This window comes from Capnocytophaga sp. oral taxon 903 (genome assembly GCF_013394785.1).
GTDB classification, from domain to species: Bacteria; Bacteroidota; Bacteroidia; order Flavobacteriales; family Flavobacteriaceae; genus Capnocytophaga; species Capnocytophaga ochracea.
This window is the reverse complement of the sequence record NZ_JABXYW010000002.1, coordinates 24,768-50,696: the sequence shown is the minus strand read 5'-3', so window position 1 is coordinate 50,696 and position 25,929 is coordinate 24,768. Positions and strand designations below refer to the sequence as shown.

The following is a 25,929-nucleotide window of genomic DNA, read 5'->3' as shown; positions in this document are numbered from 1 at the left end:
AAAAATTTTGTAATATGCTAATGAGATGTGATAAGTTACTTAAAAAAGCAAATGTACTACTGGGGGTGCTAATACAGCAGTAAAGATGCCGTTAAAAATCATTCCTAAACTAGCATATACTGCGTATTTTTCACTTAGGTTGAACGCCGCCATAATACCCAAAGCGTGAGAAGCGGTACCTAATGAAATGCCTTTAGCCATAGGGCTTTTGATGCGAAACCAATTCAGGAAGGTAATACCAAAAAGATTCCCTAAGAAACCAGTGGTCATTACCGCCATTACTGTAATAGGTTCAATACCATTGAGCATACGCGATACTTCCAACGCGATAGGAGTAGTAACTGATTTTGGGGCTAATGAAATGGCGATATCGTCTTCGAGCCCTAACCATTTGGCTACCAAACAAACTGTAAGTACCCCTACTAAACTACCTACAAACTGAGAGAGCACTAAGGGTATCAGCTGTTTTCTTATCTTAGAGAGCTGTAAATAGAGAGGTACCCCTAAGGCTACAATAGAAGGTTTGAGCCAAAAATCGATATACTTACCGGCTTCTTCATATTTTTGAGGAGAAATACCAAAGATTATTAGATAAGAAATAAGCACTAAAACAGTGATTAATACGGGATTTAAAAAAACCGAATTATATTTGCGTTGCAAAAGTAACACCCCGTAATAGAGGATAAAAGTAATAGCCAAAAGGAAGGCTTCGTTTTCTACAAAAGGTTTCATTATTTTAATTTTTTACGGAAGAATTGATATACGTGACCAGTTATAACAATCACTACTACGGTACTGATAATAATAGAAAGGAAGATAGCTAAAAAGTTTTCACCTATCTGTTTAAAGTATGCCATAATGCCAATACTTGGGGGTACGAAAAATAATCCTAAATTAGAAATTAATAAATCTGAAAGAGCTTTTATAGACTGTAATTTCACCCAACCAAGCTCTAAAAATAGGGTGAGAAAGAGCATTCCTATGATACTTGAAGGAAAAGGAATGTGTGTGAGAGCAACGATGAGTTCTCCTAAGCCTAAACAGCCGAAAACGATTGCAAAATAACGTATTAACATAATAATTTTGTACTTAAAAAACGGTTGCAAAAGTACTATTTCTTTTTTTAATAGTGTTAAAAAAAATATAAAAATTTGCTTGTTATATATTTTTTTACCTACATTTGCGGAGTAAAAATCATAAGTTATGAGTAATAATTACGACAAACCTATTTTTATGGACTCAGCGTCCAATGGAACAGATGGAGGGCAATCGTATCCTTCATACCCCAATGATGATGACAGACCGAGAGGTGGTGTTTTATCGAAAATTTTAATTGCTATTTTGGCTTTGGTAGCAGGAGGCTTAGGTTATTATACCTATTCTCTTAACAAAAACAAAGAGGCAACGGAAGCAGATCTTAACTCTCAGAAAGAGCAAGTGCTTAAAGATTTGAACGCTTTGAAAGGAAGCTACGACAAAGTAGTGGACGATAACAAAAACGTGAATCAGGATTTGCTTGATGCGCGTGACAAGATTGGCAAGTACATCGATTCATTGCAGAATATGAAACTTAATGTTTCGGCATTGGCTCGTTTTAAAAACCAAGCGTTTGCTCTTGCCAAAGAGCGTGATTTCTTAATCAGAAAGAACGACTCATTGGCACGTGCCAACACTGCTATCAGAAAGGATTTAGACAGTGTGTCAGTAAAATTAGACGACACAAGTGCTAAAGCCGATTCACTTGCTCGCCAAGCTAATAGCTTAAAGAAAGTGGTAGAAGCCGGTTCTGCACTTCAAATTAGCAAACTTACAATAGAAGCTGTAAAAGGCACTAAGAACAAAATTACCGAAAGAGGTCGTGCAGCTGAGAAATTAAGAGTTTGCTTTACTGTAGGAGCTAACAGAATAGCAAAATCAGGCTCAAGATACTTCTATGTGAAAGTAGTTTCACCATCGGGAGTTACCTTAGGAGCTAATGACTCTACCTCAGAAGGAGAAAACACAGTGAATTATAGTACAGCTACTCACTTCATCTACGACAATAAGAATGTGGATGTGTGTGACTTTATCAGCAGAACAGGAAAAGAGTTTGATAAAGGCACTTATAAAGTAACTGTTTATGATGACCGCCTCAACGAAGTAGGTTCAGCAAATTTATTATTGAAATAGCAGTTTCTTAATATAAAAAATAAAAACAGTTCCATAAATAGTATGGAGCTGTTTTTTTTTGAACAATATTTGGAAGTACGCTACTTGTTTTGTACTTTTGCGACATCTTAATAAAAAATATACCAATCTTATGAGAACCAACTTATTAATTATGTTATTATTTTTAGGAACACTACTTAAAGCACAACCTCAAGATGTATCAGTAGTGTTTCACAAACCAGCAAATCATTTTACTGAAAGTATCCCTATTGGAAATGGACGTTTAGGAGCAATGCTCTTTGGAAAGACTGATATAGATAGAATTGTACTCAATGAAATCTCGTTGTGGTCAGGAGGGACACAAGAAGCTGATGACCCTAATGCACACAACTATCTGAAAGAAATTCAGAAATTACTTTTACAAGGGAAAAACTTAGAAGCACAAGCACTCTTACAACAGCATTTTGTAGCCAAAAGGAAAGGCTCTTGTTTGGGACAAGGAGCTAACTGTAGCTATGGTTGTTATCAAGTATTGGCAGAACTGCTTTTAGATTGGAAAACCACGTCACCGATTCAAGATTACAAACGAGTATTACGCCTTGATGAAGCAACAGCTGTTACTTCGTTTAAACGAGATAATAACTCAATAGAACAAACAGCTTTTGCTGACTTTAAAAACGATGTGATATGGGTGAAAATAAAAGCTACCTCGCCACTTAATTTAGATATTTCACTCTTCCGCAAAGAGAATGCTACAATTACCTATCAGAATAATAAAATCAGTCTTAATGGTGTGTTACCCAACGGTGGTAAAGAAGGAATGCACTTTGCATCGGTAGTTGATGTACAAACTGATGGAAAAATAGAGAGTACCCATAAAGCTATAGCTATACAGTCGGCAAAAGAAATTACTTTAAGGATAAGTGCTGTAACTAATTATAACTTTAGCAAGGGAGGGCTTTTGGATATTTCAGTAACTAAAAAAGCTAATGAGTACTTGCAAAAAGCCCCTATGAGTTTTGATAAAGCGAAAGCTGAGAGTAGTATTGTTTTTCAGCGATTGTTTAACCGCAATCGCTGGTATGGAAAAGCAAATGCCAATACGGAAGGTCTTACTACTTTTGAGCGATTAGGACGCTTTTATAAAGGTGACCAAGATGCTTTATTACCTATTTTGTATTATAACTTTGGACGTTATTTGCTTATTTCCTCTTCACGTGAAGGGCTTTTGCCTGCCAATTTGCAAGGTTTATGGGCTGAAGAGTATCAAACGCCTTGGAATGGCGATTACCATTTAAACATCAATATACAGATGAATTATTGGCTTGCTGAGCCTACCAATTTGTCGCAGCTTACCGAACCTTTACAAAGGTTTACTAAAAACTTAGTACCCAATGGAAGCAAAACAGCGAAAGCCTATTACAATGCTAATGGATGGGTGGCTCACGTTATTAGCAATCCTTGGTTTTATACTTCCCCAGGTGAATCGGCGACGTGGGGTTCTACTCTTACGGGAGGCGCTTGGTTATGCGAACATATTTGGCAACATTATCTCTTCACTAAAGATATTAACTTCTTAAGAGAGTACTACCCTGTGCTTAAAGAAGCTACAACCTTCTTTGAGAGTCTGCTTATTAAAGACCCCAAGACGGGTTATTGGGTAACAGCCCCTTCAAACTCTCCTGAAAATGCTTATGTATTACCAGAACTGAAAGACGGTAAAAAACAAATAGGAACTACTTGTGTGGCTCCTACTATGGATATGCAAATAGTGCGAGAACTATTTACTAATACAAGTGATGCAGCTAAGATATTAGGTTTAGACAGTAAGAAACGCACAGAATGGGAACGTATCAGTAGAAATACAGTTCCTAATCGCATAGGTAAAGAAGGAGACCTTAACGAATGGCTTGACGATTGGGAAGATGCTGAACCACAACATAGGCACGTTTCTCATCTTTACGGCTTATACCCATATGATGAGATTACTCCTTGGGATACACCAGATTTAGCCAAAGCTGCTAAAAAGACATTAGAAATACGCGGAGATGCAGGTACAGGGTGGTCACGTGCGTGGAAGATAAACTTTTGGGCACGACTACAAGACGGCAATCACGCATTGCTTTTGTTGCGCCAATTATTACACCCTGTAAACCCTAATATAACTGACGGACAAGGAGGAGGCACTTATCCTAATTTGTTTTGTGCGCACCCTCCGTTTCAAATAGATGGGAACTTTGGGGGTACAGCGGGCATAGCTGAAATGCTCTTACAGAGTCACGGGAAGGGTAATGTTATTCGCTTTTTACCTGCTCTTCCTTCTCACCCCGATTGGGAAAACGGCGTTATGAAAGGTATGAGAGCTCGCAATGGTTTTGAAGTAAATTTTGAATGGCAAAAATACAAATTGGAGAAAGCTGAAATTACTTCGCTAAATGGAGGAGAATGCAGTGTGTTATTACCTGCCAATAAGAATGTTTATAGTAAAGGAAAGATGATTGTAAAAGGAAGTAATAAAGATAAAGTGATAACGTTCAGAACAGAAAAGAACAAAACATATAATATTTATTAAAAGAGCTCAATAAAAGAAAAAGACGCACTAAGATTTTCTTAGTGCGTCTTTTTTATTTATATATCAAGAGGCTGAGCATTGAGAGTGTGTTTTATGGCTTCCTCTTTATTTTGTGTAAAAGTCTACTATTTTACGAATAGCACGTTCACACACGGGGCAGAAGCCTTTTGGTTCGTTAGATTTCATACGGCAGTCTTGTGCAGGACTGTAAATGCCTTTACTGGTGTAACCTCCTCCTTCGAAAGCACCTACAACATTTTTATATTTAGGAGTGCGAGGGGTAGGGATAGGAGTCTTCTTTTTTACCATATCCTTCCATTTGCTCTCAAAATTCACCAATGAGGTAATGTTTTCTTCCCAAGGTTCAATTTTAGTATTGTACATCTCTTGAAAAGTGGGATCCCAATCGTAGTAATATTCATCGGCGAGACCTACAAAACCGTGTCCGAACTCGTGTATGTATACCTTTTCAGAAAGGTCGTTATCAGCAGTACCTAAATTTAGGTGATTGTAGAAACCACCGCCACCATAAGTTTCAGTATTTACTAAGATATAGAGTTGGTCGTAAGGGACTACTGAGGCAGCATCGGCTATTTCACAAATACTGTTGGTGGTGAGGTAGCGTTCTTGATTGAAAGTGTAGAACGAAGAGTTAAATGCAGTGTTTTTAAAAATGTTCTTTCCAGGTACATCGGTGCCACTTTCTTGAGAAGGTACGGCTATGGCATATACATTGAAATTGTTTTTGAGCTTATCGAAAGGGGAAATGGTGAACATATAATCGGTCATACGTTGCGCATCGGCATAGAATTTATCGGTTTCGGCTTGGGTGTATCCTTCTGCTAAGATGGCTATATCTACTTTTTTGGAAGCCTCACCATTATACAGTATTTTCTTCACAGGGAAGGCAACGGTCTTTTCTTCTTTTATAAAATAGTCGTTGGGGTCAATCTCACGAGAAGCAATAGTTTCGAAAACGCCTTCACGGTTTCGTTTATCGATGTGCAGAGACAGTTTCTTTTTAGGAAAAGGAATTTGCATAGCGTGATAAAAGAGTCGTTTTTCAGTCTTGGCTTCTTCAATTTCCATCCACTCATCGGCGAGGGAGTTGAAGCCTTTTGAGAAGACAAGAGTTTCGCCGTCGAATAGTTGAAGGCGCAGGTTTCCTAAGTTCGGAAAAACAAGGTGAGTATGCGAGCCTCCCCAATGAGGTTCACTTTTGAGCTGTTGAAAAATTACCTCTATACGTTGGGCATTGGCTAATAGATTAAAGTCGATTCTAAGGCTCCGGGAGCAATCGAAAACGGTACTATTTTGAGCGAAAGCAGACTGTACTATAAAAAAAACTAAAAATAAGTGTTTCATATTATAAAATTTTACTACATTTGCATATCCATTAACAATTTTCAATCTCAATAATAAGGCAAGAGAGAAGGGGGATACCATACAGAAAAATATACTATCTTATAGGTACCTTATACAAAGCTTATACGAATCTTGGAAGATAGACGAAGGCATAATGAACCAATTTTGAACCTTACTTATCTATAAATCGAAGATAAGATAGAATAATATTCTGTTTTCACTAAATGAATTAGCAAAAACAACTTTATCAAAGGTATCTTTTCTATTGAGAAGCCAAAGGTACTAATAAAACTTTAAATACCAAAACAAAATGGAACATTTAGCTATTTTTAGAATGTCGGCGATGGGAGATGTAGCCATTAGTGTGCCGGTTGTAACAGCTTTTTCGGAGCAATATCCCGATGTAAAAATCACTTACCTCACGCGACCGTTATTTGCACCGATGTTTTCACATATTCCTAACTTGGAGGTATTCACTCCTGAAATTAACGGGAAACACAGTGGTTTATCGGGACTGTACAAACTGTATAAGGAATTGATGGCGAAGGGAATTGACGGTGTGGCAGACATTCACAATGTGTTGCGCACTAATGTACTGAAATTCTATTTTAAGGGTAGCAAAATACCTTTCAAGCAAATGGACAAAGGGCGTAGAGAAAAGAGAGCACTTACCAGCTATAAGTGTAAAGTGTTTGAGCCTTTAAAGCCTTCGTATGAGCGGTATGCAGATGTGTTTGCTTCTTTGGGTTTCCCGATTGACCTAAGTGAACCATATATTTTACCGCCAGAAGAACCGAGTGAAACGGTACAGAAATTGCTGTGTGAAGGAGTGCGTATAGGGGTTGCTCCGTTTGCGTCGTACATAGGTAAACAGTATCCATTTGAAAAGATGTGCGAGGTGATAACGGCACTTTCTCAACGATATGACAGTGGCAAGATTTACATCTTTGGAGGAGGAAAAGAAGAGGAAGAACAGGTGAGCAAAATAAACTTAGCTAATGCTGAAAATATGGTAGGGAAACTCTCGTTTAAACAAGAGTTGGAGCTCATTTCGCACTTAGATATAATGATAGCAATGGACAGTGGGAATGCGCACCTATCGGCGATGTATGGAATTCCGACGCTTACCTTATGGGGAGTGACACACCCTTATGCGGGGTTTTATCCTTATTTGCAGCCTAAGGAGAATGCTCTTTTGGCAGATAGAGAGCAGTATCCACTCATTCCTACTTCGGTATATGGGAAGAAATACCCCAAAGGTTATGAGAAAGCCATAGAGACTATTACGATTGAAGAGATTATAGCGAAGACAGAAGCTATACTAAGTGACTTAACAGAAGAGAAATAATTAAAACAGATGAAATATATGAAAAGATTTATTACATTTATCCTTGTAACATTAGTTGTTGGCATAGGATACAGCCAAAAGAAGACAGAAAAAGACAAAGAAGTTATCACCGAAAACAGAAAAGTAGCGAATTATGACGCTATAGAAGTTTCGGGAGCTTATAACCTTGTGCTTACAGAAGGAGAGGTAGGCAAAATAAAAGTGAAAGGACAGAAAGAGGTACTTTCGTATTTAGAGACCAAAGTCTCCAACAATGTGCTTTATATAAGCATTGATAGGAAATACTCACTTAAAACCTCTATTACTGTGTACGTACCTATCGACACACGTTTAAAGAGAGTAATAGGGAAAGGGGCTGTGGATATATCTACAGAAAAGAAATTGCAAGTGGGTTCTTTGTTAGTAAAATTAGAGGGTAGTGGTGACCTTGAAGCATCGGTAACAGCTACTTCACTTGATTTACAAGTGGCTGGAGCAGGAGGTATAGACATTGCAGGAGAAACCAAAAACCTAAGTATATACGTGAAAGGTGCTGGCGATGTAGATGCTGATGAGCTTAAAGCTGAAAAAGCTACTTTGCGCATAGCGGGAGCAGGAGGTATATCGGCTTATGTAACGCAAGAGGTAGATGCTTCTATCGCAGGAGCAGGAGGCATTACTGTGAAAGGAAATCCGCCTGTATTTAAGAAAAGTGTGAAAGGGATAGGGCGTATTAAAATAGAAGAATAACATAGATATGAAGAAAATCATCATTATCAATGGACCCAACTTGAACCTGTTGGGCATTCGAGAGCCTTCGGTTTATGGCAATCAGACCTTTGAGGATTACCTGAAAGAACTACATAGGAAATATACAGATATTGAATTGTATTATTTCCAGAGTAATTACGAAGGGGCACTGATAGACAAGTTACACCATATAGGTTTTGAGTATGATGGCATTATACTGAATGCAGGAGCCTATACACATACTTCCATAGCCCTTGCCGATGCGGTGGCAGCCATTACAACGCCCGTAGTAGAAGTGCACATTTCTAATACTTTTACGCGTGAAACGTTTAGGCATCAGTCGTTTTTATCGCCAGTGGTGAAGGGCGTAGTGGTAGGTTTTGGCTTGAAGAGCTATGAATTGGCACTACAAAGTTTTATAGATTAAACGGATTAGGATTTTATTGTTTTGATGAAGAAGTATATCCTCAAAAGCTTAAAGATATTGGGTGTGCTGATAGCATTGCTATTGGCATTCATTATCATTTTTCCAATGGTGTACCCTGAATACGTAACTGAGAAAGTTAAGAAGCTCGCCAATGATAATCTGAACGGAGAAATCAACTTTTCTAAAGCTAAGTTATCTTTCTTTACCCATTTTCCATCGCTTACGCTTAACCTTGATAACTTCTTGATGAAGGGCTCTAAACCCTATGAGAATGATACGCTTGTGGCAGTAAAGCAAATTTCTTTGGGGATAGATGTAAAGGATTTGTTGTTCTCTAATAAGATAGACATAAAGGAGATATACCTTAAAAATGCTTTTGTGCATATAAAAGAAAACAAACAAGGCGAGGCTAATTATAACGTTTACAAATCGTCGGGAGAAGAAAGTACCTCGGAGAGTGATGATACACGGGTGAATTTACAGCATATTGAGCTGAGAAATACCCGACTGATATACGATGATAAATCGACAGAGATTTACCTTCAAGCCAATGGTTTTAATTACTTAGGAAAAGGAGGCTTAGAGGCTTCTATATTCGATTTGCGTACCAAAGCAGAAATACAATCATTGGATTTTCTTTTTGCAGGGGAAACCTACTTTAAGAACAAACACGTAAGCGCAGAGCTAATTACCCAGATTAATACTAATTCATTGGCTTTTATCTTTCAGCAAAACAACTTAAAGATAAACCGATTGCCTGTGGATTTTAAAGGGAAGCTGAACTTTTTAAACAATGGGTATGATATTGACTTAGAAATACAATCTAAGGATAGCAATCTTGACGACTTCTTTACCGCTTTGCCTCCCCAATTTACACAATGGCATAAGAAAGCCACCCTTAAAGGAAAGACCGATATATTCTTTTCGATGAAAGGGCAATATATAGCCTCACAGAATTTGAGTCCCGATATTTATCTAAAAATGAAGGTAAGAGATGGTTATGTAGGCTATGAGGGAGTACCAGCTCCGGCTGAAAATGTGTACTTGAACATAGAAACGAGATTGCCTTCGCTAAACGTAGATAAAGTGGCAGTAAAGCTCGATTCGGTTTACTTTGATATAGGTAAGCAGAACTTCTCCGGCATTGTAAGTCTTGATGGAATAAAACCTCCTGTAATTGATGCTAAGGTGAGAGCAAACATCAATGTGGAGAATGTGATGCACTTGATGGATATGAAGGACTTCCAACTGAAAGGAATGCTCTTGGCAAACGTGAAGAGTAAGGGTACTTATGCTCCTGAACAACGATTGTTCCCTATCACGAAAGGGCTTTTGGAGTTCTCCGATGGTTATGTAAAGACGCCTTACTACCCTAATCCGGTTACTGATATTCACTTCAAAGGGAATATTGAGGACACTGATGGCTCGATGAAAACTTTGGCAGTAAATTTGTCTCCTGCGACGTTCTTGTTTGAAGGAAAGCCTTTTACGGTGAATTTATCGATGGAGAATTTCGACGATATCCGATATGATATACAAGCCAAAGGAGAGTTAGACATAGCCAAAATTTATAAAGTATTCTCACAAAAAGGCTTGGAATTACAAGGTTATGCCAAAGCCGACCTTACTTTACAAGGCACTCAGAGCGATGCTACTAACGGGCGTTATCATCTTTTGCACAATAAGGGAGTGATAGAACTGCGTAATATCAAAACCACTACACAATACTTGCCTAAACCGTTTATCATTCAGCAAGGAGTCTTTCGCTTCAATCAAGACAATATGCACTTTACTGACTTCCGTGCCACCTATGGGAAATCGGACTTTTTGATGAACGGACAGATGAGCAACGCTATTAACTTCTTCCTATCAAACAACCAAGTGCTGAAAGGAAACTTTACGGTAAGCTCTAACTATCTTGATGTAGATGAGTTTATGTATACTTCTGCCCCTGCTCAAGAAACAAAAGAAGCGAAGGAAGCGACGGTTACCAATGATACTCCAACTGAAAAGGGGGTGGTGATTGTACCTAAGCTCTTTAACTTTAACTTGAAAGCCAATCTTAAAAATGTAGCTTTACAGGGGCTTACTATTCACAATTTGAGAGGTAATACTCAGCTTAATAGAGGAACCTTAGCTCTGCAAAACGTCAGTTTTAATATTATAGGAGTTTCTACACAAATAAAAGCTAAATACGCAGATGAAACACCTAAACGTGCTAATTTTAGTTTTAAGATTAAAGCCAAAGACTTTGACGTGCAAAGAGCCTACAAAGAAGTGAAGATGTTCAGAGAAATGGTGGCAATGGCAAAAGACGCCAAAGGTATTATTTCATTGGATTACGCCGTAGAAGGGAAGCTGAATGATGAGATGTCACCTATTTATCCTTCAATAAAAGGAGGAGGAGTGCTATCGGTGAAGAACGTGCAACTAAAAGGGTTTAAGCTTTTTAATGTTATCAGTGATAGAACAGGGACAGACGGACTGAGAGATGCTAATCTTTCGACTATTGACATCAAGAGTAGTATAAAGAATAATCTTATCACGGTAGAGCGGTTTAAGTTTAGGGTTTCAGGGTTTAGACTACGTATAGAAGGGCAGAGTAGCTTTGACGGTAGGTTGAACTTTAAGATGCGTTTGGGCTTACCACCCTTGGGGATTATTGGAATTCCTATAAAAGTAACGGGAACACAAGAAAACCCTAAAATAGGTTTAGGCAAAAGGTCTAAAGATTTAGAAGAAACGGAATACGACCCTAATAACACAGAAGCTATCAATGAAGAAGAACAAAATGGTGAAACTATACAAAAAGAGAATTAACACCCCCATAGGTGAGATGCTTGCCATAGCTACTGATGAGGCAATTTGTATGCTTGACTTTGTTGATAGTAAAAACTGGCTTAAAGACCAAGAAATACTCGTAAAGCATTACGGGGCAACACAAGTAGATGAGGATAGTTTGTTGTTATCGGAGTTGGAGAAACAATTGAAAGAGTACTTTGCCAAAAAGCGTAAAGAGTTTAGTTTGCCACTGGCTTTGGTGGGGACTTCTTTTCAAGAGGAAGTATGGAAAGTGTTACAAACTATTCCGTATGGGGAAGTGCGTTCGTATAAAGAACAGGCTACGGCTGTGGGGAATACGAAAGGTGTGAGAGCGGTTGCTAATGCCAATGGGAAAAACCGTATTTCAATCGTTATTCCTTGTCATCGTGTTATAGGTTCAGACGGGACACTTACAGGCTATGCTAGTGGAATCGAGAGGAAGCAATTTTTGTTGGATTTAGAAAGGAGTAACGTTTAATTATTTTATCGTTATGGAATTTAGAACTATTGTGCCCATACCCAAGACTACTAAAAGCATTACTTATCACTCACAGATACTGAGTATAGGTTCTTGCTTTGCTGTGAATATGGCGCAGAAGTTTAGTTATTATAAAATTCCTGTTACGGTAAACCCTTTTGGGATACTCTTTCACCCCTTAGCTATTGAAAATGTGCTTAACAGAGGAATAGAACACACTCCTTATGAGGATGAAGATTTCTTTTTGCACAATGAACTTTGGCACAGTTTCGACTTTCATTCGGATATGAGTAAACCGAGCTTAGAGGAAGCTGTTCATCTTGCCAATATACAACAAACAGCACTTTATAACACATTACAAAAAGCCGATTTCTGTTTTATCACTCTTGGTACAGCTTGGGTATACATCTATAACAGTACTGATAAGATAGTGGCGAATTGTCATAAAGTGCCTCAACAACACTTCTCAAAACGACTATTATCAGTAGAAGAGATAGGGGAGAGCCTTACCCATATTATAACACTGTTGAAGAAGGTGAATAAGGACTTGCAATGTGTTTTTACTATTTCGCCTGTACGACACTTGAAAGATGGTTTTTTAGAAAACCAAGTGAGCAAAGCACATTTGTTGGTAGCACTTTATTCGGTACTTTCATCAGAGGAGTGCATTTATTTTCCAGCCTATGAGTTGCTTTTAGATGAACTTCGCGATTACCGCTTTTACGCTAATGATATGGTACACCCATCGGAAATGGCTATAGACTATATTTGGGAACGCTTAGTAGAAACCTATATAGATAAGGCTACTCAGGCAGATATGAAACAAATAGATGCCATACAGAAAGGGTTGCAACATCATCCGTTTAACCCTAAAACAGAGAGTTATCAGCAGTTTCAAATACAATTACGACAGAAAATAGAGATTTTTAAAAAGAAATACCCTCATATTGAGATATAAAAAAGCTATCTAATAAGAACTATTAGATAGCTTTTTGTTTATTGTTATGTAAGCCTATTACAATACTTGAATTTCATCGATGAAGAGGAAGCCAGGTTTACCAGCTGCTCCTTGATGGAAAGCAGGAATTTTGTTTACTCCATTTATCTTCACTTTTAGATAGGTTACTTCTTTTTCAGGGAAAGAAAGAGAGTAAGTTTTTATTTCTTTGAGAGCTTTATTAGGAAGCGCATAGTTTTCTTTAGCGAGTAAATTATAGCTTTTACCGTCCTTAGAACCCCATACTTCAAAGCTGGTTGGAGGGTAAATCCAATCACCTGTTTCAATAAAAGCATTGAAGCGCACTTCTTTTACAGGAGTGTTTTCTTTTAGGGTAATCACCACTTCACAAGGTGCTTCACTAAAACCTAACCATTCTCCAGAGCGTGAATTAGTACCCCCTTTTCTACCATCAACTAAGGTAATAGCGCCCCCAAAAGTATAGTTTTGACTAGGTTTACTGAGGAACTCAATAGGGCGTACGGTTGCTTTGTTGAAAAGGAACTGTTGTTCGAAGCTACTTTCGGTTTCCTGACCGAATACTTTAGCTTTTAGATGTGTATCTTGAGTGAGTTTTAAAGGTTCTTTATACACGTTAGAACTTTTAGTAGGTTCACTCCCATCGGTAGTGTAATAGATAGGAGTGTCTTGTAAACAAGAGAGTGTTACTTGTATATCACCTACCTCAGGTTTTACTTCGGCACGAAGATCGAATATGTGTTTAGCATAGTTATAACCTTCTAACTGGTAGATAGGAAGTAAGCGCATTAAGCGTTGTAAAAACTGATTGTAGTCTTTAGGTTTTGCAGGGTCTTCCCATTGTACTTCGGCTAAGGCTGCAAAACGAGGCAATACCATATATTGTACGTGTTTGAAAGTCTTGATATACTCTGTCCAAACATTGGCTTGTACTCCTAAGATGTGTTTTTGTTGCTCTTTATTAAGTGCATCGGGGTAAGGATTGAAAGAGTAAACGCGTTCTACTGGTACATAACCACCAATAGCAAGAGGTTCTTTATCGGTTTTATCTGTTTGATAATAATCGAAGTAGCAATAAGAAACAGGGGTCATAATAGCATCGTGATTAGACTTGGCTGCTTCTATAGCGCCCCCGATACCTCTCCAAGACATTACAGTAGCATTAGGAGCTAAACCTCCTTCAAGGATTTCGTCCCAACCAATGATTTTGCGACCTTTTTTAGCTAATACATCTTCGGCGAATGTAATTATGTGACTTTGTAAGTATTCTTCGGCTGTGTGTTTAGCATCACCTTTAATACCTAACTCTTTTATCTTAGCTTGGCATTTAGGACATTTCTTCCAGCTATCTTTAGGACATTCGTCACCTCCTATATGGATATATTCTGAAGGGAATACTTCAGTTACTTCTTCTAATATATTTTTAATGAAATCATAAGTTTCGGGGTTGCCAGCACAAAGTACATCTTCGGCTATGCCCCAAGTTTCTCTTACTTTATAAGGGCCTCCTGTACAGCCTAATTGTGGATAAGTAGCCAAAGCAGCAACCATATGACCTGGGAGGTCTATCTCAGGAATAACGGTAATATTGCGGTCGGCGGCATATTTTACAATGTCTTTCATTTCTTGCTGAGTATAGAAGCCTCCGTGAGGTTTACCATCGAAGGTGTCCCACTGTTTGTTTACCATAGTTTGGCTACGAGTGCTTCCTACCACAGTAAGTTCGGGGTATTTTTTAGATTCAAAACGCCAACCTTGATCATCGGTGAGATGCCAGTGGAATTTATTGATATTGTGGAGTGCTAACATATCGATATAAATGCGCACAGAGTCGGCATTAAAAAAGTGACGGGCACTATCTAAATGTGCACCACGATAAGCGAAATAGGGTTTATCGGTTATTTCTTTGGCAGGGAAGATGACTTTGCCTACTTTTTGTACCGGAATGGATTTTCTCAAGAGTTGTACTCCATAGAAAGTACCCGCTTTAGAAGCTCCATTTACAGTAATGTTCTTGGCATTCACCACTACTTGGTAAGCCTCTTTGTTGTTGTTTTGGTAATTTTGCAACAAGGCAATAGTGTTGGTCTCATTGTTTTGATTAGGAGCGATATTCACTTCAATTCCTGCTTGTTTTTTGATATACTCTTGCAAGAATCCAGCGTACTGCTGTAAAGAAGCATCACCTTCTGGATAGGTGATTTTGGTATCAGCCGTAAGTACGAAAGGTTTATCGGCATCAGCTTGGGGAGTGGTAATCATTTCGGGTAGTGGAATTACCTCATAATTAGTAGTACTCTCTCCTTGATTGTTTGTAGTTGATTTACACGAAATAATCGTTATCAATAACAAAAGTGCGGAAGTTAATTTTATCTTCATTATATTTAAAATTTGAATTAATGGGACAAAGGTATAAAATTTTTTTTGAATATTTTTTGGTTAGGTGATATTTTTTTTGCACCTTTGCAAATATTTTTAGAAAGTGATTTAAAACTGCTCAGAAAGCTAAGAGGTAAAAGCTGAAAAGTTTAATACCATAATGCCAAAAATGCCAATAATACCAAATTAATGACGGTGCGAGCCACAAGGGCAGTCGTAATTAGCAAATTAGCAAATTTGAGAATTAGCAAATGAGAAATGAAGTGTAAAAAGTTTTTATAAGAAGGGAATAAGTTTGAAAATCGAAGGCTATTTGAAGCTAAGACGGACAAATGACGGTGCGAGCCACACAGGCAGATAAAGGAAAGACGAACAAAAGACGAAGGAAGGACGAACAAAAGACGAAGGAAGGACGAACAAAAGACGAAGGAAGGACGAACAAAAGACGAAGGAAAGGCGAACAAAGGACGAAGGAAAGACGAAGGAAAGACGAACAAAAGACGAACAAAAGACGGTGCGAGCCGCACGGGCAGATAAAGAAAAGACGAAGGAAGAGTCAATTTAAGAGGGACTCATAGCGGAACATAATAGAAAATATACTATTGTAAGAATACTAATAGACTTTTATATACATCAAAAAACCAATGAAAAAATTTGATAAAGAAGTGTACCTAAAATGGTACGAGGATATGCTTTTTTGGAGGAAATTTGAAGATAAACTCGCTGCAGTTTATATTCAACAAAAAGTAAGGGGGTTCTTGCACCTATACAACGGTCAAGAAGCGGTGGCTGCAGGTTGTTTGCACGCTATTGACCCTACCAAAGACAAAATGATTACTTCTTACCGTTGCCACGTACATCCCATAGGTTTGGGTGTAGACCCTAAACGTATTATGGCTGAATTGTACGGTAAAGGTACAGGTACTTCTCTTGGATTAGGAGGCTCTATGCACATCTTTTCGAAAGAACACCACTTCTATGGTGGTCACGGTATCGTAGGAGGACAGATTGCATTGGGGGCTGGTTTGGCTTTCGCTGATAAGTACTTCAATAGAGAGGCAGTTACACTTACCTTTATGGGTGATGGTGCGGTGCGTCAAGGGGCTTTCCACGAAACAATGAACTTGGCTATGTTGTGGAAATTGCCTGTGGTTTTTATTGTAGAAAACAATCATTACGCAATGGGTACATCGGTGGAAAGAACTGCTAACCACGTGGATATTTGGAAGCTCGGGTTGGGTTACCAAATGCCTTGCCAACCCGTAGATGGTATGCACCCTGAAACAGTAGCCGAAGCGGTGTATGAAGCAGTAGAACGCGCTCGCCGTGGAGAAGGACCGACTTTGCTTGACATTCGTACTTATCGTTATCGTGGACACTCAATGTCGGATGCGCAACATTACCGTACTAAAGAAGAGGTGGAAGAGTACAAAAAACAAGACCCAATCACCAATGTACTTGCGGTTATCAAAGAGAAGAAATATGCTACCGATGCTGAGTTAGAAGCTATCGACGAACGTGTGAAAGAACGTGTGGCTGAGTGTGAGAAATTTGCAGAAGAATCACCTTATCCAGAAACACATATTATGTATGATGTGGTTTACGACCAAGAAAATTACCCTTTCTTGCCCAGTAGATTATAATAAAAAGGAAACACTAATTAAATATAACAACATAAATGGCAGAAATTATTACTATGCCACGCTTGAGCGACACTATGGAAGAGGGTGTTGTAGCAAAGTGGCTTAAAAAAGTAGGCGATAAAGTAAATGAAGGCGATATCTTAGCAGAAATCGAGACGGATAAAGCTACGATGGAATTTGAATCATTCCATACAGGAACCTTATTGTATATAGGTTTAAAAGAAGGAGAAAGTGCTAAAGTAGATACCTTATTGGCTATCATAGGTAAAGAGGGTGAAGATATTTCGGCACTTATAGCTGGAGGAGCTCAAGCATCGACTCCTAAAGCTGAAGAAGCAAAACCTGTTGCTGAGGTAACTACGGCTCCTGTTGCTGGTGCTACTATACCAGCAGGAGTAGAAGTGGTAACAATGCCTCGACTCAGTGATACAATGACGGAAGGTACTGTGGCTTCTTGGCTCAAAAAGGTAGGTGATACTGTAAAAGAAGGTGATATCTTAGCTGAAATTGAAACCGATAAGGCTACAATGGAGTTTGAATCATTCTATGCAGGTACTTTATTGTATATAGGTTTAAAAGAAGGAGAAAGTGCAGCAGTAGATTCATTATTGGCGATTATAGGTCCTGCGGGGACTGATGTAAACGCAGTTTTGGCAGCCGTAAAAGCTGGGGGAGCTTCAACTTCGGCTCCTGCAACTCCTAAGGCTGAAAGCAAACCGGCTGAAACAGCCACACCAGCTACTACTTCAGTAGCTAATGCAAATGACCGCGTATTTGCTTCTCCTTTGGCTAAGAAAATAGCACAAGATAAAGGTATTAACCTTACTGAGGTGAAAGGAACAGGTGAAAACGGACGTATTGTGAAGAAAGACGTAGAAAACTTTACACCAAGTGCTAAGGTTGCTACGGCTACTACGGCTACACCTGCAACCGCTAGCGCAGCTATCCCAACTGTAATTCCTGTGGGAGTGGAAGTAACAGAAGAGGTGAAAAACTCACAAATGCGCAAAACGATTGCGAAACGTTTGGCAGAATCTAAATTCACTGCACCTCACTACTATTTGGCAATAGAAATTGATATGGATAACGCGATGGAATCTCGCGCTCAAATCAACAATTTGCCAGACACCAAAATATCTTTCAACGATATGGTAGTGAAAGCCTGCGCAATGGCACTTAAAAAACACCCTCAAGTAAATACTTCTTGGAAAGGTGATACAACCCTTTACAACAAACACGTGAATGTAGGGGTGGCTGTAGCTATTGAAGATGGCTTGGTAGTGCCTGTTATCAAGTTTACAGATACTTTAACGCTTACTCAAATAGGCGCCTTGGTAAAAGACTTGGCTGGTAAGGCACGCAACAAGAAACTTACTCCTGCCGAAATGGAAGGAAGCACTTTCACCGTGTCTAACTTGGGTATGTTTGGGGTAGATGTATTTACTTCTATCATCAATCAGCCTAACTCTGCTATTCTTTCAGTAGGAGCTATTGTTGAGAAACCTGTAGTGAAAAACGGACAAATAGTAGTAGGTCACACTATGCAAGTAACTCTTGCTTGCGACCACCGTACTATCGACGGGGCTACTGGAGCTCAATTCTTACAAACACTCAAAGCTTATATTGAGAATCCTGTAACAATGCTCGCATAACGAGTGTTGAGGACAGCATATTACAAAAGGGTTGCCTATGAGGGTAGCCCTTTTTTGTTATAGGAATAGATGAAAAAAGTAATAATGCAATAGATTGATAATTAATGTAATAAAAAGAAGAAGGTAAAATAATAATCGATTTCTTTACGAAAGATTTTGAAAGTATAGAAGTTTTATTTATCTTTGCTATAAGAAAACAAAAAAATAATTGCAATGAGTGTATTAGTTAATAAGAATTCAAAAGTAATAGTACAAGGTTTCACAGGAAGCGAAGGTACTTTTCACGCTGAACAAATGATTGCATACGGCACTAATGTGGTAGGAGGAATTACCCCTAATAAAGGAGGTCAAACACATTTAGGAAAGCCAGTGTTTAATACGGTAGCCGATGCTGTGAAGGCAACAGGAGCTGATGTATCTATTATTTTTGTGCCACCCGCTTTTGCTGCTGATGCTATTATGGAAGCTGCTGATGCAGGGATAAAAGTAATTATTACTATTACAGAAGGGATTCCGGTAGCTGATATGGTGAAAGTAGCAGCCTACATAAAGAATAGAGATTGCCGTTTGGTAGGTCCTAACTGTCCGGGAGTGATTACGCCTGAAGAAGCAAAAGTAGGCATTATGCCAGGTTTTATCTTTAAGAAAGGACACGTGGGGATAGTTTCGAAATCAGGGACACTTACCTATGAGGCAGCTGACCAAATTGTAAGGCAAGGATTAGGGATTACCACAGCTATTGGTATTGGAGGAGACCCTATTATTGGTACTACTACTAAGGAGGCTGTAGAATTATTGATGAATGACCCAGAGACTCATTGTATTGTGATGATAGGTGAAATAGGAGGACAGTTAGAGCCAGAAGCAGCCCGATGGATAAAAGCCAATGGCAATAAAAAGCCTGTGGTTAGTTTTATAGCAGGTGAAACAGCTCCCAAAGGAAGAACAATGGGACACGCCGGGGCTATAGTAGGAGGTGCTGATGATACTGCTGAAGCTAAAAAACGTATTTTACGCGAATGTGGTGTTCACGTAGTAGATTCGCCTGCTAAAATAGGGGAGAAGGTAGCTGAAATAATGAAAAAATAGCATTTGTTAATAATTTATGAAAAAACTAATACTTATTGTTTTGTTTAGCACTATTATTTCATTTTTTAATTCATTATTTGCACAAAAGAAGCTTCAAGATGTAGATGTATTTAAAAGAAATCCTTCTGAAGTAATCTCGTTTGACGATGCACGTACTGAAGCTGAGAAAATATTACAATACCTAATACAAGAACAAATTATACCAGGAGCCTCTGTAACTGTAGCCAAACAAGGAAAAATAATATGGCAAAGAGGTTATGGATATGCTGATATTACTAAAAAGACAACTATTGACCCTAAGAATACGCTATTTAGGGTAGCGAGTATGTCGAAAGCTATTACAGGAATGGTATTGGCTAGACTGCAAGAACAAAAGAAGTTTGACTGGAATACTTCAATTTATGAATATATACCTGATTACCCGCAAAAGCCTTTTGATTTTACCGTGAAACAACTTGCAGGACACTTAGCAGGCATACGCACTTATAGGGCTAATGAATATACTTTAAATAAAGCTTACAGTATTGAACAGGGAGTGAATTTATTTAAAGATGACATATTACAGTCGGCACCAGGAACAAAGTTTTTGTATAGTAGCTACGGTATAAATTTGATTTCATTGGCTATAGAAAAGTGTTTGAATGAGAAGTTTGAGAATGTGGCTAAAGAGGAAGTGTTTAAGCCTTTGAATATGTGGCGCACTTTCCCTGATAGAGGGAAAATAATTAAAGATGAGGCTACACCTTATTCAAGGTCTAAAAAAGGAGGACTCATCAAAGCTCCTGATGTGAATAACTACTTTAAGCTGGCAGGAGGAGGCTTTCTTTCTACTTCTAACGATATTGCTAAAATGGGAATTGCTATAGAGCGCCATAATTTTCTTTCTCAGCCTATAGAAAACGAGATGTTAAAAAAGCAATGTACTTTTGATGATACTGAGGTGAGTTATGGTATAGGTTGGCAAAACCAACGAGACTGGAATGGACGTGATTATTTTGGTCACACAGGAATGGGAGTGGGAGGTTACGGTTGGCTATCAGTATACCCAAATGAGCAAGTGGTAATTGTATTGCTGTTTAATGTAACTGACCCGCAAATTAATATCTACTTACAACGCTTAACCGACTTTATTATTGAAGGGGCAGAGCGTATTCCTAATCAGTATTAAAAAATCCTTTTGTGATATCTTTGGTATCACAAAAGGATTTTTTGGAAATAAAAATTGATTAACAAAATTCATTATAGGCTTGTTGGAGATTTTCAGCGATAGCTTCAGCCATTCTACCTTCGATGTGATGGCGTTCCAACATATGCACTAATTCACCATCTTTAAACAGAGCTATACTAGGAGAGGAGGGAGGAAAAGGAAGCATAAAGTTACGAGCTTCTTCAGTAGCCTCTCTATCGACCCCAGCAAAAACAGTGGTAAGATGGTCGGGTTTCTTAGCGTTTTGCAAGCTGTAGATTACTGCAGGGCGCGCATTACGGGCAGCACAACCGCATACAGAGTTTACTACTACGAGGGTAGTACCTGCTCTTTTCAATGCTTCTCTTACAGCCTCAGCTGTTTTTAATTCTTCAAAACCAACCGCTGTTAGTTCTTCTATCATTGGTTTTACCAATTCAGGTGGATACATAATACTTCGTTTTTAAAATTGGGGACAAAGGTACTAAAAAAAATTATATTACTAATTATTTTGCCAATTGGATTTAATGTAGTACTTTTGAGCCATTAACTAATATTATTTTAAATGGCAAAAATTACGACTGCTCAAGAAGCCTTAAAGGTTGTAAAGAGTGGTGACTTTGTTTATATTCACGGAGGCGCTGCTGTACCTGAAATACTTGTAGATGCTCTTGTAGAGCGTGCATCAGAACTACGCAATGTAAGTATAGGGCACATTCACATTGAGGGAGACGCTCCTTATGCTGACCCTAAATACAAGGATAGCTTTTATGTAAATTCTTTTTTTCTATCAAGGAATGTGCGAGATATTATAAAAAATGGGAATGGTTCCTATACCCCTATTTTTTTAAGTGATATGCCTTTATTATTTGATAGGAAGCACGTTAAAGTGGATGTAGTGCTTATACAAGTATCGCCTCCTGATAAGTTTGGTTTTTGTTCTATGGGCGTGAGTGTAGAGGCTTGTAAATCGGCGATACGCAATGCAAAATATGTGATTGCAAAAGTAAACAAGCAAATGCCTCGTACTTACGGTGATGCCCTTCTACATATTGATGAAATAGACTTCTTAGTAGAACACGATGCTCCTATCTTCTCATTGCATCTTACAGAACCTGATACTATTGAAAAACAAATAGCCCGACATATTGTACCTCTTATTGAGGACGGTAGTACATTGCAATTGGGTATTGGTAACATTCCTAATGCTACTTTGGGAGAGATGGGACACCTAAAAAACTTAGGTATTCATACAGAACTGCTCACAGAAGGAGTGCTTGATTTGGTGAAAAAGGGCGTGATTAATGGTTATGAAAAGAAGATAGACAAAGGCAAGATTATAGCTTCGTTTGTGATGGGTACAAAAGAGTTGTATGATTTTATTGACAAAAATCCATCAGTGGAAATAGCTGAAGCTTCGTACACTAATGAGGTGTCAGTGATACGTCAGAACCCGAAAATGATATCTATCAATTCAGCAATAGAGGTGGATCTTACGGGGCAGGTGTGTGCTGATTCTATTGGAACGACTATTTATTCAGGATTTGGCGGACAGATAGACTTTGTAAGAGGTGCAATGCTTAGTGAAGGAGGTAAATCAATCATTGCGTTTCCTTCGACCACAAACAAAGGAGAGAGCAAGATTGTGCCTTTTCTCAAACAAGGGGCAGGTGTGGTAACCACTCGTGCTCACGTACAGTATATCGTTACTGAATATGGTGTGGCTGAGCTCTTTGGCAAGAATTTATGTGAAAGGGCTAAGGCATTGATTGCGATAGCGCACCCTAACCACCGTGAAAACTTAGAGAGGAGTTTTATGATGAAGTAGGGTAGTACGAGCCGTACAGGCGGGGGTAATTAGAGAATTGGAAAATGAGAGAATTGGAAAATGAGGAAATGAGACGCGAGCTTGAGTTAGAGGAATGAGGCTGTGCCTCAGAAATTAAACAAATTTTAAACAAAATCAAGGCTACGCCTTGTGAAAAGGGGAGAGAGGTCAGTTGGAGTTTTCGGAGAATCTTAGAGAGGTTCTGAACTTTCGGAAGAAAACGGAGAGATTCGGAAGAAGGTTAAGAGGAATTTTGATGAAAAAAGGCTATTAGATGGGTGGGTTAGCTTATAGAGAGCTTATAGGAAGCTTATACGAATCTTGGACGATTGGTATAGAAAGGGTGTATAAATAGTTGATTCATAATATCATACAACAATGCAAAAAATGTTAAAAACGGAGTTTCGAGGCGAAAGAAAAGGAATCCTCACCCCGTTCACATACTCTCCTATTCGGAGACTTCTCCCAAGGAGAGGGGGTGTAGTGACGAGTAGAGAGCGACGGAAAAGTGGGAATGTAGGGACGGAAAAGGGGGAGAGAAATTAGAGAATTAGCAAATTTGAAAATGAGAAAATGGGGTGGTGTAGAATCTTAGGACGTGACAGTGTGACGGTAAAAACGGAGTAAAGAAGAAAGTAAGAAGGAGGCAATTTTTATGGCACACCTATTGTAATACATAGGAAGCAATGTACATTTTGTAGTATATAAGAAATTGATTTTAAACTGTATAGATATAATGAGAATATTTATATAGACAAGCAACTACTGACAAAATGGCATATAGTAACGATCTAAATATGAATATAGGAAATTTTGACAGCCTTTTGGCTGAACATATAGACGAAGATACAGAGTTCATTCCGCTTCTTACTTTGGAAGACGAAGAAGAGATAGAACGCGAACGCATACCACACGTGTTACCTATTCTTCCCTTGAAAAACACTGTGCTATTTCCAGGAGTAGTAGTGCCTATCAGTGCGGGGAGAGATGCGTCTATTCACCTTATCAACGAGGCATATGCTACTACTAAGACCATTGGTGTTGTAGCTCAATTAGACGAGAAGACCGAAATACCTGAGGGCAAAGACCTCTTCCGTTTTGGTACGGTAGCCCGTATTCTCAGAGTGTTGAAAATGCCCGACGGCAATGTAACTATTATCATTCAGGGTAAAAAGCGCTTCGAAATAGAGAGTATTGTAGAAGAAAAGCCGTATATCAAAGCGATGATAAAAGAGATGCCGGATGTGAAACCCGATGCGAACGATAAGGAGTTTGAAGCGACTATTGAAGCTGTGAAAGACCTCTCTATCAAGATTGTACAAGAAAATCCGAATATCCCTTCGGAAGCGGCTTTTGCTATTAGGAATATAGAGAGCACATCGTTCCTGATTAACTTTATATCGTCCAATATGAATGCTACCGTTTTGGAAAAGCAAGGCGTATTGGAAATTGACGAACTAAAAGAGCGCGCTACGGCTATCTTAAAATATTTGAATATCGACTTGCAACGCCTTACCTTGCGTAACGAAGTACAGTCGAAAACGCGTATTGATATCGACCAGCAACAGCGTGAATACTTCTTGCACCAGCAGATGCGCACCATTCAGGAAGAATTAGGAGGCGTGTCGTACGAGCAAGAGATGGAAGAGCTGAAAAAGAAAGCTAAAACCAAGAAATGGGACGACAAGATAAAAGAGCTCTTTGAAAAGGAACTGAGCAAATTGCAACGTACCAATCCTAATAGTCCAGATTATGGCATTCAGCGTAATTACTTAGAAGTATTATTGGAATTGCCTTGGAATGAGTATTCTAAAGACAACTTTGACCTAAAACGCGCTCAGAAAATTCTCGATAAGGAACACTACGGATTAGAAGAGGTGAAACGCCGTATTATAGAGTATTTGGCGGTACTCAAACTGCGCAATGATATGAAGTCGCCTATCTTGTGCTTTTATGGACCTCCTGGGGTAGGGAAGACCTCCTTAGGGCGCTCTATTGCCAAAGCGTTGAGCCGTGAGTACGTGCGTATGTCGTTAGGAGGTTTGCACGATGAGGCAGAGATACGCGGTCACCGCAAAACCTATATCGGGGCGATGCCGGGGCGTATTTTGCAACAACTTAAAAAAGCTAAGACTTCTAATCCTGTATTTGTATTAGATGAGATAGATAAATTAGGAAACAATAGTTACCAAGGCGATCCTTCTTCGGCTATGCTAGAAGTGCTCGACCCTGAACAAAACAAGGAGTTTTACGACAACTTCCTCGAGATGGGTTACGACCTTTCTAAGGTGATGTTTATCGCTACTGCGAACGACCTTTCGACCGTTCAGCCTGCTTTGCTAGACCGTATGGAACTCATCAACGTAACGGGTTATACCATAGAGGAAAAGACCGAGATAGCTAAACGCCACTTATTACCTAAGCAACTCAAAGAACACGGTATGAAAACTACCGACTTGCAATTGGGCAAAAAGGAAATAGAACGTATTGTGGAAGGTTATACTCGCGAATCGGGGGTACGCGCTTTGGAAAAAGAAATAGCGAAAGTAGTGCGCTACGGAGCTAAAAACTTAGCAATGGAAGAAGCCTATGACCCTAAACTTACCATAGAGACCATAGAAAAAATATTGGGACCTGCCCGCTTAGAACGCGATAAATACGAAGATAACGAGGTAGCTGGCGTAGTTACTGGATTGGCGTGGACGAGTGTAGGAGGAGATATTCTGTTTATAGAATCTGCCTTATCGAAAGGTAAGGGGGTGCTTAATATCACGGGTAATTTAGGTCAGGTGATGAAAGAATCGGCTACTATTGCTTTGGAATACCTAAAAGCCAATGCTGAACACTATAACCTCAATGTGAAACTCTTTGATAGTTACGATGTGCATATACACGTACCCGAAGGGGCAACCCCTAAAGATGGTCCGAGTGCGGGTATTGCGATGCTTACCTCACTAATGTCGCTCTTTACTCAAAAGAGAGTGAAAAAACACTTGGCAATGACCGGAGAGATTACTTTGCGTGGAAAGGTACTACCGGTAGGTGGACTCAAAGAGAAGATTTTGGCAGGGAAACGCGCAGGTATTAAAGAATATATTTTGTGCAAAGACAACGAGAAAGACATCTTGGAAATCAAACAAGAATACCTTAAAGGACTTACTTTTCATTATGTAACGGATATGGAAGAAGTGATACGTTTGGCAATTACCAACCAAGATGTAAAGCACAAAAAAGTTTTAACCTTTGAGTAATAATTAGTACTTTTGCACTTTCATAAGATAAAGAA

20 protein-coding genes are annotated in these 25,929 nt (G+C 38.9%); 15 read left to right on the top strand and 5 right to left on the bottom strand.

Annotated features, from left to right (window positions below; all coding sequences use genetic code 11):
- Positions 1-39: 39 nt before the first annotated feature.
- Positions 40-732, bottom strand: a complete 693-nt coding sequence (locus HW279_RS00255; protein WP_002672811.1) for an LrgB family protein — start codon at positions 730-732, stop codon at positions 40-42.
- Positions 732-1,076, bottom strand: coding sequence for a CidA/LrgA family protein (locus tag HW279_RS00250; RefSeq protein ID WP_009410752.1), 345 nt, complete (start codon positions 1,074-1,076; stop codon positions 732-734). Before HW279_RS00250 ends, HW279_RS00255 begins: the two co-directional genes overlap by 1 nt.
- A gap of 127 nt (positions 1,077-1,203) precedes the next feature.
- Here HW279_RS00250 and HW279_RS00245 point away from each other — a divergent pair, with 127 nt between their 5' ends.
- Positions 1,204-2,169: a hypothetical protein gene (locus tag HW279_RS00245; RefSeq protein ID WP_002672807.1), complete on the top strand. Its 966-nt coding sequence runs from the start codon at positions 1,204-1,206 to the stop codon at positions 2,167-2,169.
- Between the two features lie 130 nt (positions 2,170-2,299).
- Positions 2,300-4,720 (top strand): glycosyl hydrolase family 95 catalytic domain-containing protein, encoded by a 2,421-nt coding sequence (locus tag HW279_RS00240; RefSeq protein WP_410493741.1) that lies wholly within the window; start codon positions 2,300-2,302, stop codon positions 4,718-4,720.
- 105 nt (positions 4,721-4,825) lie between these two features.
- On the opposite strand, the gene HW279_RS00235 is transcribed toward HW279_RS00240, so the two are convergent.
- Positions 4,826-6,085, bottom strand: a complete 1,260-nt coding sequence (locus HW279_RS00235) for a M64 family metallopeptidase (protein ID WP_178957520.1) — start codon at positions 6,083-6,085, stop codon at positions 4,826-4,828.
- Positions 6,086-6,395: 310 nt separating this feature from the next.
- On the opposite strand from HW279_RS00235, the gene HW279_RS00230 reads away from it, so the two are divergent.
- Genes HW279_RS00230 through HW279_RS00205 form a run of 6 tightly spaced genes read left to right on the top strand, consistent with a single transcriptional unit; the run spans position 6,396 to position 12,848 of the window.
- The gene (locus HW279_RS00230) at positions 6,396-7,433 is read left to right on the top strand and encodes a glycosyltransferase family 9 protein (protein WP_178957519.1); all 1,038 of its coding nucleotides are present in this window, start codon (positions 6,396-6,398) and stop codon (positions 7,431-7,433) included.
- 9 nt (positions 7,434-7,442) lie between these two features.
- A complete protein-coding gene (locus HW279_RS00225) occupies positions 7,443-8,162 on the top strand; it encodes a head GIN domain-containing protein (RefSeq protein WP_128091880.1) in 720 nt (239 codons plus the stop codon).
- Positions 8,163-8,169: 7 nt separating this feature from the next.
- Positions 8,170-8,589, top strand: a complete 420-nt coding sequence (gene aroQ, locus HW279_RS00220; protein WP_178957518.1) for a type II 3-dehydroquinate dehydratase — start codon at positions 8,170-8,172, stop codon at positions 8,587-8,589.
- Between the two features lie 24 nt (positions 8,590-8,613).
- A complete protein-coding gene (locus tag HW279_RS00215) occupies positions 8,614-11,409 on the top strand; it encodes an AsmA family protein (RefSeq protein ID WP_178957517.1) in 2,796 nt (931 codons plus the stop codon).
- Positions 11,366-11,890: a methylated-DNA--[protein]-cysteine S-methyltransferase gene (locus tag HW279_RS00210; protein ID WP_178957516.1), complete on the top strand. Its 525-nt coding sequence runs from the start codon at positions 11,366-11,368 to the stop codon at positions 11,888-11,890. Before HW279_RS00215 ends, HW279_RS00210 begins: the two co-directional genes overlap by 44 nt.
- A 13-nt stretch (positions 11,891-11,903) precedes the next feature.
- Positions 11,904-12,848 carry a GSCFA domain-containing protein gene (locus tag HW279_RS00205; protein WP_178957515.1) on the top strand — a complete coding sequence of 315 codons (945 nt, stop codon included), beginning with the start codon at positions 11,904-11,906 and terminating at the stop codon, positions 12,846-12,848.
- Positions 12,849-12,905: 57 nt separating this feature from the next.
- Here HW279_RS00205 and HW279_RS00200 read toward each other — a convergent pair whose 3' ends face one another.
- The gene (locus HW279_RS00200; RefSeq protein ID WP_178957514.1) at positions 12,906-15,245 is read right to left on the bottom strand and encodes a beta-N-acetylhexosaminidase; all 2,340 of its coding nucleotides are present in this window, start codon (positions 15,243-15,245) and stop codon (positions 12,906-12,908) included.
- 332 nt (positions 15,246-15,577) lie between these two features.
- Here HW279_RS00200 and HW279_RS00195 point away from each other — a divergent pair, with 332 nt between their 5' ends.
- The 5 genes from HW279_RS00195 to HW279_RS00175 all read left to right on the top strand — a co-directional run bounded on the left by HW279_RS00195 (position 15,578) and on the right by HW279_RS00175 (position 20,797).
- On the top strand, positions 15,578-15,823 hold the full coding sequence (locus HW279_RS00195) for a hypothetical protein (RefSeq protein ID WP_178957513.1): 246 nt from the start codon (positions 15,578-15,580) through the stop codon (positions 15,821-15,823).
- Positions 15,824-15,889: 66 nt separating this feature from the next.
- Positions 15,890-16,888, top strand: coding sequence for a pyruvate dehydrogenase (acetyl-transferring) E1 component subunit alpha (gene pdhA / locus HW279_RS00190; RefSeq protein WP_178957512.1), 999 nt, complete (start codon positions 15,890-15,892; stop codon positions 16,886-16,888).
- A 35-nt stretch (positions 16,889-16,923) separates the two neighbouring features.
- Positions 16,924-18,540 (top strand): pyruvate dehydrogenase complex dihydrolipoamide acetyltransferase, encoded by a 1,617-nt coding sequence (locus tag HW279_RS00185; protein ID WP_178957511.1) that lies wholly within the window; start codon positions 16,924-16,926, stop codon positions 18,538-18,540.
- Positions 18,541-18,753: 213 nt separating this feature from the next.
- On the top strand, positions 18,754-19,629 hold the full coding sequence (sucD, locus tag HW279_RS00180) for a succinate--CoA ligase subunit alpha (protein ID WP_002672787.1): 876 nt from the start codon (positions 18,754-18,756) through the stop codon (positions 19,627-19,629).
- Between the two features lie 16 nt (positions 19,630-19,645).
- Entirely contained in the window at positions 19,646-20,797 is a 1,152-nt protein-coding gene (locus tag HW279_RS00175; protein WP_178957510.1) for a serine hydrolase domain-containing protein, read from the top strand.
- 58 nt (positions 20,798-20,855) lie between these two features.
- Here the strand turns inward: HW279_RS00175 and HW279_RS00170 are convergent, their stop codons facing one another.
- Positions 20,856-21,266, bottom strand: coding sequence for a BrxA/BrxB family bacilliredoxin (locus HW279_RS00170; RefSeq protein ID WP_009410210.1), 411 nt, complete (start codon positions 21,264-21,266; stop codon positions 20,856-20,858).
- A gap of 114 nt (positions 21,267-21,380) precedes the next feature.
- Here HW279_RS00170 and HW279_RS00165 point away from each other — a divergent pair, with 114 nt between their 5' ends.
- Together HW279_RS00165 and lon are read left to right on the top strand one after the other, a co-directional pair.
- Positions 21,381-22,643: an acetyl-CoA hydrolase/transferase family protein gene (locus HW279_RS00165; protein WP_178957509.1), complete on the top strand. Its 1,263-nt coding sequence runs from the start codon at positions 21,381-21,383 to the stop codon at positions 22,641-22,643.
- 797 nt (positions 22,644-23,440) lie between these two features.
- Complete coding sequence (lon, locus tag HW279_RS00160; RefSeq protein WP_178957508.1) at positions 23,441-25,894, top strand: endopeptidase La; 2,454 nt, start codon at positions 23,441-23,443, stop codon at positions 25,892-25,894.
- Positions 25,895-25,929: the final 35 nt, after the last annotated feature.

Bases quoted from the DNA above. Each gene is read 5' to 3' on its own strand.
- HW279_RS00255 (WP_002672811.1), bottom strand. From the start codon at position 732: ATGAAACCTTTTGTAGAAAACGAAGCCTTCCTTTTGGCTATTACTTTT.
- HW279_RS00250 (WP_009410752.1), bottom strand. From the start codon at position 1,076: ATGTTAATACGTTATTTTGCAATCGTTTTCGGCTGTTTAGGCTTAGGA.
- HW279_RS00245 (WP_002672807.1), top strand. From the start codon at position 1,204: ATGAGTAATAATTACGACAAACCTATTTTTATGGACTCAGCGTCCAAT.
- HW279_RS00240 (WP_410493741.1), top strand. From the start codon at position 2,300: ATGAGAACCAACTTATTAATTATGTTATTATTTTTAGGAACACTACTT.
- HW279_RS00235 (WP_178957520.1), bottom strand. From the start codon at position 6,085: ATGAAACACTTATTTTTAGTTTTTTTTATAGTACAGTCTGCTTTCGCT.
- HW279_RS00230 (WP_178957519.1), top strand. From the start codon at position 6,396: ATGGAACATTTAGCTATTTTTAGAATGTCGGCGATGGGAGATGTAGCC.
- HW279_RS00225 (WP_128091880.1), top strand. From the start codon at position 7,443: ATGAAATATATGAAAAGATTTATTACATTTATCCTTGTAACATTAGTT.
- aroQ (WP_178957518.1), top strand. From the start codon at position 8,170: ATGAAGAAAATCATCATTATCAATGGACCCAACTTGAACCTGTTGGGC.
- HW279_RS00215 (WP_178957517.1), top strand. From the start codon at position 8,614: ATGAAGAAGTATATCCTCAAAAGCTTAAAGATATTGGGTGTGCTGATA.
- HW279_RS00210 (WP_178957516.1), top strand. From the start codon at position 11,366: ATGAAGAAGAACAAAATGGTGAAACTATACAAAAAGAGAATTAACACC.
- HW279_RS00205 (WP_178957515.1), top strand. From the start codon at position 11,904: ATGGAATTTAGAACTATTGTGCCCATACCCAAGACTACTAAAAGCATT.
- HW279_RS00200 (WP_178957514.1), bottom strand. From the start codon at position 15,245: ATGAAGATAAAATTAACTTCCGCACTTTTGTTATTGATAACGATTATT.
- HW279_RS00195 (WP_178957513.1), top strand. From the start codon at position 15,578: ATGACGGTGCGAGCCACACAGGCAGATAAAGGAAAGACGAACAAAAGA.
- pdhA (WP_178957512.1), top strand. From the start codon at position 15,890: ATGAAAAAATTTGATAAAGAAGTGTACCTAAAATGGTACGAGGATATG.
- HW279_RS00185 (WP_178957511.1), top strand. From the start codon at position 16,924: ATGGCAGAAATTATTACTATGCCACGCTTGAGCGACACTATGGAAGAG.
- sucD (WP_002672787.1), top strand. From the start codon at position 18,754: ATGAGTGTATTAGTTAATAAGAATTCAAAAGTAATAGTACAAGGTTTC.
- HW279_RS00175 (WP_178957510.1), top strand. From the start codon at position 19,646: ATGAAAAAACTAATACTTATTGTTTTGTTTAGCACTATTATTTCATTT.
- HW279_RS00170 (WP_009410210.1), bottom strand. From the start codon at position 21,266: ATGTATCCACCTGAATTGGTAAAACCAATGATAGAAGAACTAACAGCG.
- HW279_RS00165 (WP_178957509.1), top strand. From the start codon at position 21,381: ATGGCAAAAATTACGACTGCTCAAGAAGCCTTAAAGGTTGTAAAGAGT.
- lon (WP_178957508.1), top strand. From the start codon at position 23,441: ATGAATATAGGAAATTTTGACAGCCTTTTGGCTGAACATATAGACGAA.